A 14,399-nucleotide genomic window follows, 5' to 3' on the forward strand; every position below is an offset into this window, starting at 1 on the left:
TACAAATATACAAAACAACAAGCATATTAAAGAATAGGTACATAATTTTTGATACAGCAAAAATAAAATGAAATATCACCGATTGAACTCATAATGCTGAGGGCTTGTGAAACCTGCGGTATGAGATGATCTGCTTCATCTGCAGTAACCGGGAGCACCGGGTGACTTTCTGATTTTGCTGAATAAACGCGGAGTTGCCATTCATTAGCTATATTTTGAGAGTCACTTCATTTTGTGGGTCTCTTCTGTTCGGGTGATCCGGAAATGGACGCATGCTTCATTTGCAATTTTACTGATAAGCACTGGTCTTGCTGATGTATGACACGCCGCACCGTCTTTGCTACCGGACCGGTTGAATGGATCCGATCTCTCATGTTTACAGACTCAATTTCCACCACACTGACAATACAGCTTAAAAAGCTCAGGCATGCCATGTTCAGTATCAAAATGACGGTGATGTTCCTGTTTATCGTCTTATCGTTGCTGATCATTCTGGTGTCTGTATCGTTGCAGTATTATTTCAGTCAGCATCTGGCGAAAGAAACGGCCCGGATTCTTTTCAGCAATGCTGCAGAGCGGGTGAGTGAAAGAATTTATTCGCTTGATACCGAAAGCAGCGATCTGGTGCTGCTGCTCTCCCGCTATCCGGAAATTTCACAGAAAGATACAAAGGAAACATTGCGTCCCATCACCAGTGTCATGATCCAGGCGATGGAACAGAAACCTTATTTGTATGCCATCTACATTGGCTATGAGGATGGTAATTTTTATGAGCTGATCAATTTAGACAGCAGTGACAATCTGCGGGAGACGCTTCAGGCGAGGCCATCTGACCGCTGGCTGGTGGTGCATATTCATGAATCGCAAGCGGGACGGTTCCGGGATTTTATTTTTTTCGACACGCAGCTGAATCTGACGCATCAGCGTCGTGAATCCAGTAAGTATTTTGCCAATATCCGTCCCTGGTACAGGGATGCCATGTCCAGTGATACGATGATCAAAACCGACCCCTATATGTTTCATAACACCCAGTCACCAGGGACCACTTTCGCAAAACGGATACCCGGCAGTCAAAATGTGATTGCGGTTGATATTTCACTCGATACCCTGTCGGCCTATTTAAGGAAGAATAATCCGATCGCGCAGGGGCATACCTTTATATTTGACCAGAGCGGGAAAGTCTATGCGCATTCGTTTGCTGAAAATGTGTTCAGAGCAGCACCAGAGGTCACACCGATTCCCCTGATGGACAGTCAGAAACAGTTTATTGCTCAGGCCGGGACGATTCGTGTTTCTAATGAAGAAAACTGGCCCCCGTTTGACTTTTCTTACAGCGGCCATCCTCAGGGTTTTTCGGTGGATTTGATGAATTTGATTGCCGGCAAAATCGGGATGAAAATCGAATATGTGAACGGGTATTCGTGGAATGAGCTGGTTGAATTGTTCAAACAGGGAAAGCTGGATGTGCTGCATAGTCTGTTTTATACCCCGGCACGGGAAAACTGGGGATTATTTTCAGTGCCTTATCTGAAGCTTTCTCCGGTGCTGGTGACCCGGACAGACCAGCTTCCGCTGGATCGTTTGTCACAGCTCGGACCGGGACAGGTGATTGCGATTCCGCGGGGATGGGCTTTTGCTGCGCTGGTCAAAGCTCATTATCCTGATGTCAAGGTTCTGGAAGTTAAAGACACGCTTGCAGCATTAAGGGCGGTGCAGGACGGGCAGGCGACGGCAGCCTTCGATAATGATCGGGTTGTGCGGTATTTTATTGATCGTTATACGCTTACCGGGCTCCATCTGGAGCCTGATTTAAGCCCGCAAACGCAGCAACTGGACCAGCAGTTGCGTTTTCTGGTTCATGAGGATCAGACTGAGTTACAGCATTTACTCAATCTGGCGATTCATTCACTGACGCCACAGGAACTGGAACAGATTGAAAACCGCTGGCTGGGTCATCATGCCTCTGCGAAGCTGCAAAGAGCGATCAGCTCAGGAGTTGTGCCTGATCCGGCTTTTATCCGTCTGGCAACAACCAGCAAAAAGCTCAATGCAATAGCGCATGATATGCAGATTGGTGATCGATCCTATACGATATTTGTTCACCGGATACAGTCTGATCAGGGTGCGGTCAGCTTTGTCGGGATGATGGTGCCCACAGCGGTGATGCTCCAGCCTTATATGGACAAAGTTTATTACTCCGTGGTGATTACTTTGGGGTTGCTGATGATTGTCACGCCGGTGCTTGTTTCATTTGCCAATATGATAGTGAAACCCGTGAATATGCTGGCAGAAGAAAATCAGAAAATTAAGCAGCGCAAGTTTAAAGCGGTGAAGCATGTCCCCAGTCATATCCGTGAGATCAATGACCTGTCTTTGTCTATCTTATCAATGGCTGACTCGATTGAAGATTATCAGCGGAACCAGCAGGAACTGGTCGATGCCTTTATCGAATTAATCGCCCAGGCAATCGATGAGAAATCTCCTTATACCGGCGGGCATTGCGCGCGTGTCCCCGAGCTGGCCATCATGCTTGCCAAAGCGGCTGATCAGAGTGATTCACCGGCTTTCCGGCACTTTAATTTTGCCACTCAGGAGCAGTGGCGGGAGTTTCGGGTTGCAGCCTGGCTGCATGATTGCGGCAAAGTGACCACCCCTGAATATATTATCGACAAAGGCAGTAAACTGGAGACGATTTATAACCGGATTCATGAAATCCGGATGCGCTTTGAAGTGCTGTGGCGGGATGCAGAAATTGAACACCTGCAGCGGATTGCCGCCGGACAGGCGCATGACGTTTCTGAAGCGATGTTATCTGCACGGCACCAGCAAATTCAGGATGATTTTGCGTTTATCGCACAATGTAATATCGGCTCGGATGATATGGGGGACGACGCGGTGCGCCGGATTCAGCAGATTTCACGCCAGGTATGGATGCGCCACCTGAATTCCCGGCTTGGTCTGTCACCGGAAGAAGTGAAGCAGTTTGCCGGTATTGATGAAAAGCCGCTTCCCACGGCTGAGTATCTTTTAGCAGACAAGCAGGAACATATCATTGCGTGGGAGGCGTCTCATCTGGAAAAGATTGGCGACGATATCCGGATGGCGGTGCCTGAATATCAGGCTAATCTCGGTGAGATTTATAATCTGTGTATCCGTAAAGGCACATTAACCACTGAAGACCGTTTTCGCATCAATGAACATATTATAGCGACCATTCATATGCTGGAGGCTTTGCCCCTGCCAGAGGAGCTGGCCCGGATTCCTGAAATTGCCGGCGGACACCATGAAAAACTGGATGGGACCGGTTATCCGAAACGGTTGTCAGCCGGTGAATTATCCACTGAGGCCCGTATTCTGGCGATTGCGGATGTGTTTGAAGCCTTAACTGCCTCTGACCGGCCCTACAAAGAGATGAAAACCCTCAGTCAGGCGCTTGAGATCATGACGCAAATGGTGCAGGACCATCACCTTGACGCAGAGCTGTTTAAACTGTTTTTATCTGGCCGGGTGTATGCGGAATATGCGGCGCGTTTTCTGGATGAATCACAGATTGACGACGTCGATATTTATCAGTACCTCGGGGCAGTTGACTAGTTTTGAGTACGAATTTTGTTCAATCTAAAAGGTCAACAGCCTCAGGACTATCACTGATTCGTTTTCCGGATACGGGTAAAACAAGTGAAGTGACAAACTGGATAATAAGGAAATAAAGACTAGAGTAATATTATAATAACCTGCATCTGAAGGTGGATTGAATCTGTCGCTTCTCAGGCTGTTCTGAGGTGCCTGTTTTTGTGTCGGTGGGCCGTAAATCATCCTGAGAAGTCTGTGGCCGGAATCGCCATCAAAGGATTTTATATGTGTCAAAAGTATCTGTCTGGTTGGCTTCAGACAATTACACAGTATGCTTTGTTTTTGGTCGCCTTACTGATGCTTTCTGCGCTGTCAGACACAGCAGCAGCACCCTCTGATGAAATTCGTATCAGCCAGCTGACCGCCACGAACGGTTTGCCATCGAATGTGGTTCATGACGGGTTGCAGGACAGCCGGGGTTTTATCTGGATTTCAGGGGCTTCAGGATTAATCCGCTACAGTCCGCATGAAATCAGAGTCTTCTCCCGCGATCCGGATGATAAGCACAGCCTGATCAGTAACAGTATTAATGTCATTTTTGAAGATTCTCAGGGAAACCTCTGGGTTGGTACCAAAAGCGGGCTGGCCCGTTTTGACCGTGATTCGGAGACATTTGAAAATTTTACCCACCATCCGGCTCAACCGGCCTCTCTTTCTGACAATCATATTCGCGCTGTTTATGAAGACCATTCGGGGGTGATCTGGATTGGTAGTGAAGGCGGACTGGATCGCCTGGTGCCTGCCGGAAATAAAACGTGGCGGATCGAAAGAACGGACTATTTTCCTGCCCGGCCCCAAATCACGATCAATGCAATTGTTCAGGATCGGACGATGCGCTACTGGCTGGGAACCGATCATGGGCTGTACTGCTGGAATCCAAAGACGGAACAGTTACGGCATTTTATGCATGAGCCGGACGAAGCGGATTCCCTGAGTGATAACTATGTTCAGGTGCTTGAATATACCGCTTCCGGTCAGTTATGGATTGGCACACTGAATGGCGGGCTGAATCTGCTGGAAGAAGGGAAGGAAACCTTTGTGCATTTTCGTCATGACCCCGGCGACCCGGACAGCCTGAGGAGCAATGATGTCCGGGATATCACCGGGGACAAACAGGGCTGGATATGGGTTGCAACAACCGGTGGTGTGAACCGGATACATGACGGACAGATAACCCGGTATCTGTTCCGGCCGGGGCAGATTTTTCATGGTGCACATGATATTCACAGTACGGAGATTGCTTTTGTGACCAGCCTTTGGCAAGACAGCCACGGACGGATATGGTTTGGAACGCTGGGTGCCGGGATTTATATCCGGGATCCGAATTTAAAATTGTTTGACAATTATCTCTATGGTCATGATGGGTATGGTCTGTCAGCCCGGCATATCCGTGGGATGGCTGAAGATGCGTCCGGTCATATCTGGTTTGGCACTCACGCAGATGGTTTATATCAGTTCGATCCGATGATGGAGAAGCTGACCGTTTATCAATCCGTGGACTCACGTGATGACAGTCTGTCCACGAACCGGGTTGCTGCTGTCATTGAGGGTGATCAAGGGGTGATGTGGATTGGGACCGGCGGTGGCGGGCTCAATAAATATGACCCGAAAACCCGGCGTTTTAAACACTATGTTTATTCAGCTGATGAGTCCGGGAAGCCAGATGCGGCTGATGGTCTGCCGCATAATTTTATTCCCTGGCTGGTGAAAGATGATGAGGGTCTTTTATGGCTGGCTCACTTTGGTGGCGGGTTGACCCGGTTTGATCCGCAAACGGAAAAGTTCACCAACTACCGGCATGATCCCAACGACCGGAAATCAATTGGTTTTGACATTCTGACGAGTGTGACGCCACTGCACAACGGGGAAATCTGGGTCGGAACTTATGGGAAGGGGATTAGTGTGTTAGACCCGCAAACAAAGCAGTTCCGGCATTACCGGCATCACCCCGGAGAGCCGGGTTCTCTCTCTGATGATACGGTGCGTCATATCTTTGAAGACAGCCGGGGCCGGATTTGGGTGACGACGAATCTCGGATTGAATCAGTATTTTCCCGATCAGGATATCTTCAGGACATACACGACGAAAAATGGTTTCCCGGATAATAATCTGCTGGCTGTGGTGGAAGATAATCAGGGATTGCTCTGGATCAGCAGCCCGAAAGCATTGACCCGGTTTAATCCGGATACCGAAGCGGTCAGAGTTTACTCTCAGGCTGATGGGTTGGGGGTGAACTCCTTTTTTTTCTATGCCTTTGGCCGGACGCGGGACGGACGGCTGATGTTTGGCGGGGATAACGGTTTTTCCATGTTTGATCCCATGCAGATTAAGGACAACCTGAACCCGCCGGATGTTGTCTTAACCCGGCTGGAGATTTTTCATCGTCCGGCAGAGATAGGCCCGGATAAACCACTGACGCGAAGTATTACTGAAACCCGCTCTCTGGTCCTGCCACATGATCAAAACAGTCTCAGTATTCATTTTGCCGGGCTGAATTATACGGTGCCGTCCAAAAATCTTTATCTGCATAAGCTGGAAGGGGTGGATAAGCACTGGGTGAAAACCGGCAGTGACAGACCATTCGCTGTTTATAACAACCTTGCGCCGGGTCAATACACTTTCCTTGTCCGGGCGGCCAATAACGATGGTATCTGGAGTAATCAGGTGGTGAGATTGCAACTGAAGATTATGCCGCCCTGGTGGCAGACATGGTGGTTTGGACTCTTGCTCCTGATGATGGCCGTTTTTTTGCTCAGGACGATTGTGTTGTGGCGTATCCGGCTGATTGCGCAGCAGAACCGGTATCTGGAATCTCAGGTGAAGTTCAGAACTGAAGCGCTGGAAGTCAGTGAAGCCCGGTTCAGGGGATTGTCCGAAGCGACTTTTGAAGGAATTTTTATTCATGAGCAGCTCAAAATTCTGGAAGTCAATCAGTATGCCTGTGATTTATTTGGATATGAGCGGGAAGAATTACTTGGTCAGTCAAGCCGGATGCTGCTGGCGGATGAAACTTTTGAAACCGTCAGGAATAACGTCCTTCAGGGCGTTGAATGCTCTTATGAGGCGCTGGGCAGACGTAAAGATGGTTCAGTATTTCCGCTGGAAATTCATGCGAAACAGATTCCGTTCCGAAATGATTTTGTCCGGGTTGCAGCTGTCAGGGATATCACGGAACGTAAGCGGTTCGAGGCTGAGTTAATCCGCCTGACGTTAACCGATCAACTGACCGGGATTGCCAACCGGAAGCATCTGGATACCCAGATGCAGCAAGAAATTGAACGCGCCCGGCGTCACCGGGTCCCGTTCGTGATTATCTTTGTCGATATTGATAGCTTTAAACGGGTGAATGATGTTCACGGCCATCTGGTGGGAGATGCGGTATTACAGGAGGTGGCTTTGAGGCTGAAACAACGTTTACGCTCAACCGATCTTCCCGGACGCTGGGGAGGCGAAGAATTTATGATTATCTGCCCTGAAACACAGGCAGAAGCCGGACGGGAACTGGCAGAAGAACTCAGGGCCATCGTCAGTCAGTCTGAGTTTCCCGGTGCAGGCAGGGTCACGGCCAGCTTCGGCGTCACTCAGTACCAGCCGGATGAATCGGGTGATGCGATGATTCAGCGGGCTGATGATGCTTTGTATCACTCAAAGAAACTGGGCCGGAATTGCGTCACTCTGAGGTAAATGAGGTCAATGAGATCAATGAGGTCAATGGGCGGGGATAAACACATGAATTCCCTTTGACATCACCCTGACGGCAACCCGATCGCCAACAGCCAGCGGTTCTCCGGAAACCGCCACCAGCCGGTTTCCTTCAACGTCGATGATATAGCGGCAGTGATCGCCCATAAACTGCTGTTCAAGCACCTGAATCTCACTGTGGGCATCGGCCTGAAGCATCACATGTTGTGGCCGGAGCAACAGCTCATATGTTTGATCCGGGCTGTCACTTTGTGCCGGTACCGTGTCGGGCGAATCTATCTGAATGTCTCCCAGCACAGTATGAAAATGCCGGGGACTGATTTTCTTCGCGGACAGGTAGCTGCCGCCGCCGAGAAAATCTGCCACAAACCGGCTCGAAGGATGATGGTAGAGTTCACTGGCCGGGCCAAACTGTTCAATCACTCCCCGGTTCATGACGGCCATTTTATCGGCAAAAGCAAAAGCTTCTTCCCGGCTGTGGGTGACAAAGATGGCCGTCACCCCCTGCTGTTTGAACAGGCTGCGGATTTCCCGGATCAATTCATGACGGACCTGAGTATCAATATTCGAGAAGGGCTCATCCAGCAGTAACAGTTCAGGCTGACAGGCAAGAGAGCGGGCGATGGCGACACGCTGTTGCTGGCCTCCGGAGAGCTGATGCGGATAACGGTGCTGATAGCCATCTAACCGGACCAGTGACAACATCTCTTCTGTCCGGCGCTGTTTTTCATGGCGGGATAACCGGTGATGAGAAAGAGACGATAAACCAAACGCGACATTTTCCGCGACAGTTAAATGAGGAAACAATGCATAGTCCTGAAAAATCATCCCGATGTGACGTTTTTCCGGTGCGACCTGACGGCTGCCGTCATCGAGTATCCTGCCATTCAGGCACAGCTTTCCCGCGTGTAATGGCAATAATCCGGCGATGGCCTTGAGCAGGGTGGTTTTGCCGCAGCCGCTGGCACCGAGAAGACAGATAATCTCGCCTTTTCTGACCGATAAAGACAAAGACTCCAGAATGGTTTGTTCACCATACCTGCATGTGAGCTGAGAAATGGACAGGGTATTTTCCATCAGTGAGCCTGCTCCAGTGAACGGTTGACAATGATTAAAGGAATGAGCCCCGCCAGCACCAGCAGAATCGCCGGTAAGGCTGCCAGCTCAAGCTGTTCATCCGATGCGTAGTTAAACACATACGTCGCCAGCGTTTCAAAGTTAAACGGACGCAGCAGCAGTGCTGCGTTCAGTTCTTTCATTGATTCAATAAACACCAGTAAACCCGCTATCAGAATGCCTCTTCTGACCAGAGGGAGGTGGATCCGCCACAGCATGTGACGGACGCTGCAGCCCATGACCCGCCCGGCCATGTCCATTGAAGGCGGCACTTTACTCAGGTTGCTTTCAATACTACCGGTTGCGACGGCTGTAAAGCGGACGACCATGGCAAATATCAGGGCAAAGGCCGAACCGGATAAAACCAGTCCCGGTGGTTGCCATGCCATAAGTTTTGCTATGTCATTGATCCAGTGATCCAGGGTCAGTACCGGAGCCAGCACCCCGATTGCCAGAACCGTGCCCGGCACCGCATAGCCCAGAGAGGACAGACGCATAAAAATCATTGTTTTTGCCGGGGTGACCCGGCAGGCAAAGTTGGTCACCAGAGCAACGATCGTGGCAATGCATGCTGCTGTCAGAGAGACTTTCAGGCTATTGAAGGTGTAAGTCTGAAAGGCGGGTGTCCAGCTGGTGGCAAAATAATCCCATGCATACATTGCCAGCTGTAGCAGTGGCAGTAAAAATGCCAGCGAAAGAATCCCCCAGCACCAGAGCAGCGCAAGCCCTTTTTTCCAGCCCCGTAAAGGATAGCGGATATCTTCATGGCAGGAATAACTGGCCTGAAATTGTTTTTGCCTGCGGCGGCTGAAGCGTTCTGCACTGAGCAACAGCATCACTACGATTAACATGATCGCTGAAATCTTCGCTGCAGCACTCAGACTGGCGTATCCGAGCCAGGTGTCATAAACCGCGGTGGTTAATGTATTGACTGCAAAATAGCTGACGGTGCCGAAATCTCCCAGCGCTTCCATGGCAGCAAGTGACAGCCCGACGGCAATCGCTGGTCTGGCTAAAGGCAAAGAGATACGCAGGCAGCTTTTCACCGGCGGGCAGCCGAGTAATCTGGCTGACTGAAGTAAACTGACACTTTGTTCCATAAAAGCGGCCCGCGCCATCAGATAAACATACGGATACAGGACAAGGCTGAGGATACATACCGCACCTGGCAGGGTTCTGATATCCGGAAACCAGTACCCGGAACCCTGCCAGCCCGTCATGTCTCTCAGCAGTCGCTGCACAGGTCCGGCATAGTCCAGCCAGTCGGTATAGACATACCCGACAATATAACCGGGCATCGCCAGCGGCAGAACAAGGGCCCATTGCAGAATCCTTTCTCCGGGCAGACGGCACATGGCCATCAGCCATGCACAGGGCACTCCCAGCACTAAGGACAGGCACATCACCCCTGTCACCAGCAGGCATGTATTCAGGCTGTAAACGGGCAGTACCGTCTCATACAAATGGGTGAACAGATCACCGGTCTGGCCCGTCGCTAACCAGAAAACAGAGAGGACAGGCAAAACCAGTAATCCTGCCAGAAGTGCTGCACTGGTGGTCCACAGGTGATGTTTATTCATGGTTAGTCTGTGCGTCCGCGCGGCACCGGAGCTGGCAGTTAAAGATCAAATCTGACTTCATCAACCAGTTTAACCGCCGTGCTGTGGTGTGTGGCAATTTCTTCAAGCCGGATATCATCTGCGATAAAATCTCCCCATGATGCAACAAGATCGGACCGTTTTACCCCGGCTTTGACCGGATACTCATAGTTGACTTCTGCGTACATTTTCTGCGCTTTGTCTTCGGTCAGAAATTCCATCAGTTTTTGCGCATTTTGTTGGTTTGGTGCATATTTCGCCATAGCCATGCCGCTGATGTTGATGTGTGTTCCGGTGGTTTTCTGGTTCGGAAAGTTGATATAAACCGCTTCGGCCCAGGCTTTTTGCTTCTCATCGTTGAGCATCTTCCCTAAATAATAGCTGTTGCCGAGAGAGACATCACACAGGCCTTCTTTAATGGCCTTCACCTGTGCCCGATCATTCCCCTGGGGCTTGCGGGCGAGATTGGATTTCACCCCTTTGAGCCAGGCTTTAGTCGCTGGTTCTCCCTGATGGGCAATCATGGAAGCAATCAGTGAAATATTATAGGGGTGTTTGCCTGAGCGGGTACACACTTTGCCTTTAAACGCCGGAGAAGCAAGGTCAGCATAACGGAAGTTTTCCCCCAGTTGCCCTGTCCGGGTTTTTGAGGAGTAGACGTTGCGGGTCCGCAGAGTCAGCGCAAACCATTGATTGTGGCTGTCTCTGTATTGGGCCGGAATATTTGCAGTGATCACATCACTGTTGAGCGGCTGCACCACTTGTTTGTCGACCAGTTCCGTTAACAGGCTGATATCGGTCGCCAGTATCACATCGGCAGGGCTGTATTCACCTTCCTGAACCAGCTTTTCTGCCAGCCCTTTTTTGGCAAATTTAACATGAACCTGAATCCCGGTTTGTCTGGTGAATTCTTTAAACATGGGCGCGGTCAGAAATGGCTGGCGGTAAGAGTAGACGTTCACTTCTTTTGTGGCTGCAATGGTTGTCCCTGTGCTGAGCAGGCCAATCATCAGCAGACCACATGTCAGATTTTTTTTCATGGATGATCGATTCCTTTTGCAGGTCATCTGATATCAAAACAACCTGAAGCATTTCTCTCCAGATTATCCGGGTAATAATAATTGTTATCATTCACACTAAGCGTAATTGCAAGTTGTTATATAATCAAAATCAATTATTGTTATATTTTGTATCTGTGATGGTGATGCTCTGAATCCTGCATCTTGCAATGCTTTGATACCAATCTGGAAAATAAACAGGTCAGAAAATTACTTAGAATGGTATGAGTATGAATGTGCCTGATTGACGGTCATATCGTTCACCGTTATGTATCTGAGATTCTGCGCGCCTCCCCGGCCTGCTGCTTCGCTGTGAGATGACACCTCTGCACCCGATCCTGAGCCTGTTTGGGTATATATTTTTTTTGAATAGCCATCATGAAAATTATTATATATATGATGCAATTATGTGAGGTTTAAATATTTTTACTAACAGTATGGAAAAGTTTTTTTGTGATTTATTGCTCACGATGAAAATAAAAAACAACGTTCCATATTTGGGGTGTTTATTTATTATCATTGTTGAAACATGATAAGCCGACTGGAATTATTATTAACCTCAGTCATCTCTATGAACGTATTATACCCAAACGATCTCAGTTTCAGATTTCATTCCGGACAGCCGTTACAGTGTATCTTCAGGTCACTTGGATATAAATATAATGTATAAACCAATGAGGGCCGGTACGCCCTGGCAAATCATTAAAAAATAATATGAAAAAACTAGGATTAAAAAAATCACTGATTATTTCAGTGATGGTTTTGGTGAGCCTTTCTGCATCTCTTCTGTGTGGTGTGCTTTATTTTCAGGAAAAGAAAGCCCTGACAGAAAGTATTTTAAAAGAAAGCGAGACTTATATTACGTCACAGGCAAAAAGTATTGGTGACAGAATTCAGGGTAAAATTGCCGGCCTTGACAATATCGCAGAACAATTCCGGCAAACCCCGATCACCGGCAGTGATAGTGAACGACTGCAGAAAGTAAAGATGCTGGCACATGCAGCAGATAATCAAAGTGCAGTCTTTGCGTTTGATAACGGGGAGGCTTTCTGGACATTAGGCACACAGCTGGCACCAGAAACATGGCCGGGGAATAAACTGAACGGGGATGGCAGAAGCCTCAACTGGTATGCGATGGCACAACAGCAATCCGGGGTTGTGGTCACTGAACCTTATATTTATCCGGTGACAAATACCTACTGGATCACCTTAGCAAAACGCATTGCTAATGGCGCTGTGGCACTCAATATCCAGCTTGATTTCATGGATGGTCTGGTCAGAAAGACTGCCAGTGATTCAGAAGGTACCATCGCTTTTATCCTCAATAGTGACTCCACCGTTATTGCCTCTTCTGATTCAAGAATCCCTTCCGGACAACCGGCGTTTAAAATGCGGGAGTTGCAGCGGATAGCAAAACAAGCGATCGGGGTGCAATCGAGTCAGAGTGACGCACCGTATTTTCAGTCAGACAAGATGTTTTTCTCCCATCAAATATCGATTGGTGACAAGCACTGGTATTACGTGATTGGCCTGGATCATGATCGGGTGTTTTCCAAACTGTTTACGGCAAGAAATACGGCGATCATCTTGTCAATGATTGCTGTCTTGATTTCGGCGCTCGTCAGCTACGGCCTGATTCAGAATCTGTATACCCCCATTCTTGCTTTAAAAGCGACCATTGGCGAACTCTGCAAAGGAGAAGCCGATCTGACGCAGCGGCTGGAAGTGACCTCCGGGGATGACCTTGGGCAAATCGCAGCCAGTGTGAACCAGTTTATTGACAACCTGCACCACATGATGTGTGAGATTCAGGATGCGGTCACGACGCTGGAAAGCAGTGTGGAGAACATGAATCAGCAATCAGCGCGTAACAGCAATATTTTGCAGGAACATGTGTCACAGACAGAGCAGGTGGTCGCTTCGATTGAAGAGATGAGTGCCACAGCCCGGTCAATGGCTGAAGATGCTGCCAATACTGCTGGTTTGACCCGGCAGGCGGCGAAAGCCGGAACCGATTCCGGTGAGGCGGTGCGGAGTTCTCAGGCTACGGTCAACTCGCTGGTGCAGGATGCTGATCGTTCTGCTGCTGATGTTGAGATGATGGTCGGTGAGACTCAGAAAATCACCCAAATCCTGACAGAAATTGGCGGGATAGCGGAGCAAACTAATTTACTGGCACTCAATGCAGCGATTGAAGCGGCAAGGGCCGGGGAACAAGGACGCGGGTTTGCCGTGGTTGCTGATGAAGTCAGAGGGCTTGCGGCGCGGACGAAACAAAGTACCACGGAAGTCGAAGAGGCGCTGACCGGTATGATGCAGGGAACGGAAGCGGTCGTCGGGTCAATGGACAGAACCAAATCGCGGTGCCGGGAAACGAGCCATGCTTCTGAAGTGTTATTTGGTCGTCTGGGAATCATTAATACCCATGTGGAAGATATCAACGCATTAAGTATGCAGATTGCGACAGCCGCTGAAGAGCAGAGTCAGGTCACCAGTGAATTAAGCGAGAATATGGCGATGATTAACCGGATTGTTCTCGAACTGGGGGATAACGGCAGGCAGGCAGTTGCAGACGCGGATGAAATCCGGCAAATCAATCAGCAGTTAACTGTGATTGTCAACCGGTTTAAACTTTAATCATCCCTCTGATTTTTATGGGATTAGTGGTACTAATATGATTTGCATTTGAATGATTTTAACTTGTTCAAAAATTTTGAATGTCCGTATCAAATGGTGTGGGTTTGATCTTCGCTCATTTCCGCCTAATCTTATGGTTAGGATATGAAGGATAAGCCATCCTGAATACATCAGAGATATTAAAAATTATTGAAGGAATTGATCATGAAAGCTCTTATTCAAAAACTTACTGCATCTCAGGCGGGTTATAGCACACTGGCGTTGCGGCTGCCCGTTGGTATCATTCTGATGGCGCATGGTTCACAAAAGCTGTTTGGTGCCTTTGGCGGCTACGGATTAGAAGGCACAGGTCAGTGGATGGCTTCGATTGGCCTTGGACCAGGATTATTGATGGCGTTGCTGGCCGGCAGTGCTGAGTTTTTTGGTGGTCTGGCGATTTTAGCGGGTCTGCTGGTTCGTCCGGCAGCGGCGGTTGTGGCATTCACTATGGTGGTAGCCATTGTTTCAGTTCACCTGCCTCATGGTTTGTTTTTGGCGCAAAACGGTTATGAGTACGCATTGTCATTACTCGCTGTCTGTGTTTCATTGCTGCTGTCCGGTGCGGGTAAAGTCAGCCTTGATGCCGTCATTTCCGAAAAACTATCCTGATTGAACA

The 14,399-nt window shown here is 49.0% G+C and carries 7 protein-coding genes; 4 read left to right on the forward strand and 3 right to left on the reverse strand.

All coding sequences use genetic code 11. The features are described from left to right. The first annotated feature begins 372 nt into the window (after nt 1-372). Nucleotides 373-3,594 carry an HD domain-containing phosphohydrolase gene (locus tag OCV29_RS05570; protein WP_175561574.1) on the forward strand — a complete coding sequence of 1,074 codons (3,222 nt, stop codon included), beginning with the start codon at nt 373-375 and terminating at the stop codon, nt 3,592-3,594. 264 nt (nt 3,595-3,858) lie between these two features. After that, the gene (locus tag OCV29_RS05575; RefSeq protein WP_139281639.1) at nt 3,859-7,317 is read left to right on the forward strand and encodes a two-component regulator propeller domain-containing protein; all 3,459 of its coding nucleotides are present in this window, start codon (nt 3,859-3,861) and stop codon (nt 7,315-7,317) included. Between the two features lie 24 nt (nt 7,318-7,341). On the opposite strand, the gene OCV29_RS05580 is transcribed toward OCV29_RS05575, so the two are convergent. From OCV29_RS05580 to OCV29_RS05590, 3 genes are read right to left on the reverse strand one after another with little or no spacing between them, the layout of a single operon-like run. Continuing rightward, nucleotides 7,342-8,412: an ABC transporter ATP-binding protein gene (locus OCV29_RS05580; protein WP_073604814.1), complete on the reverse strand. Its 1,071-nt coding sequence runs from the start codon at nt 8,410-8,412 to the stop codon at nt 7,342-7,344. Further along, nucleotides 8,412-10,031: an ABC transporter permease gene (locus tag OCV29_RS05585; protein WP_073604815.1), complete on the reverse strand. Its 1,620-nt coding sequence runs from the start codon at nt 10,029-10,031 to the stop codon at nt 8,412-8,414. Before OCV29_RS05585 ends, OCV29_RS05580 begins: the two co-directional genes overlap by 1 nt. A gap of 38 nt (nt 10,032-10,069) precedes the next feature. Continuing rightward, entirely contained in the window at nt 10,070-11,089 is a 1,020-nt protein-coding gene (locus tag OCV29_RS05590; protein ID WP_073604816.1) for a Fe(3+) ABC transporter substrate-binding protein, read from the reverse strand. Between the two features lie 732 nt (nt 11,090-11,821). On the opposite strand from OCV29_RS05590, the gene OCV29_RS05595 reads away from it, so the two are divergent. Beyond that, complete coding sequence (locus OCV29_RS05595; RefSeq protein WP_073604817.1) at nt 11,822-13,744, forward strand: methyl-accepting chemotaxis protein; 1,923 nt, start codon at nt 11,822-11,824, stop codon at nt 13,742-13,744. Nucleotides 13,745-13,948: 204 nt separating this feature from the next. Beyond that, nucleotides 13,949-14,392: a DoxX family protein gene (locus tag OCV29_RS05600; RefSeq protein ID WP_073604818.1), complete on the forward strand. Its 444-nt coding sequence runs from the start codon at nt 13,949-13,951 to the stop codon at nt 14,390-14,392. Nucleotides 14,393-14,399 lie beyond the last annotated feature (7 nt).

It is taken from the genome of Vibrio aerogenes, from assembly GCF_024346755.1.
Taxonomy (GTDB): Bacteria; Pseudomonadota; Gammaproteobacteria; order Enterobacterales; family Vibrionaceae; genus Vibrio; species Vibrio aerogenes.

What these genes read in the sequence shown, in the direction of transcription:
- OCV29_RS05570 (WP_175561574.1), top strand. Translation starts at nt 373, where the DNA reads ATGTTTACAGACTCAATTTCCACCACACTGACAATACAGCTTAAAAAG.
- OCV29_RS05575 (WP_139281639.1), top strand. Translation starts at nt 3,859, where the DNA reads ATGTGTCAAAAGTATCTGTCTGGTTGGCTTCAGACAATTACACAGTAT.
- OCV29_RS05580 (WP_073604814.1), bottom strand. Translation starts at nt 8,412, where the DNA reads ATGGAAAATACCCTGTCCATTTCTCAGCTCACATGCAGGTATGGTGAA.
- OCV29_RS05585 (WP_073604815.1), bottom strand. Translation starts at nt 10,031, where the DNA reads ATGAATAAACATCACCTGTGGACCACCAGTGCAGCACTTCTGGCAGGA.
- OCV29_RS05590 (WP_073604816.1), bottom strand. Translation starts at nt 11,089, where the DNA reads ATGAAAAAAAATCTGACATGTGGTCTGCTGATGATTGGCCTGCTCAGC.
- OCV29_RS05595 (WP_073604817.1), top strand. Translation starts at nt 11,822, where the DNA reads ATGAAAAAACTAGGATTAAAAAAATCACTGATTATTTCAGTGATGGTT.
- OCV29_RS05600 (WP_073604818.1), top strand. Translation starts at nt 13,949, where the DNA reads ATGAAAGCTCTTATTCAAAAACTTACTGCATCTCAGGCGGGTTATAGC.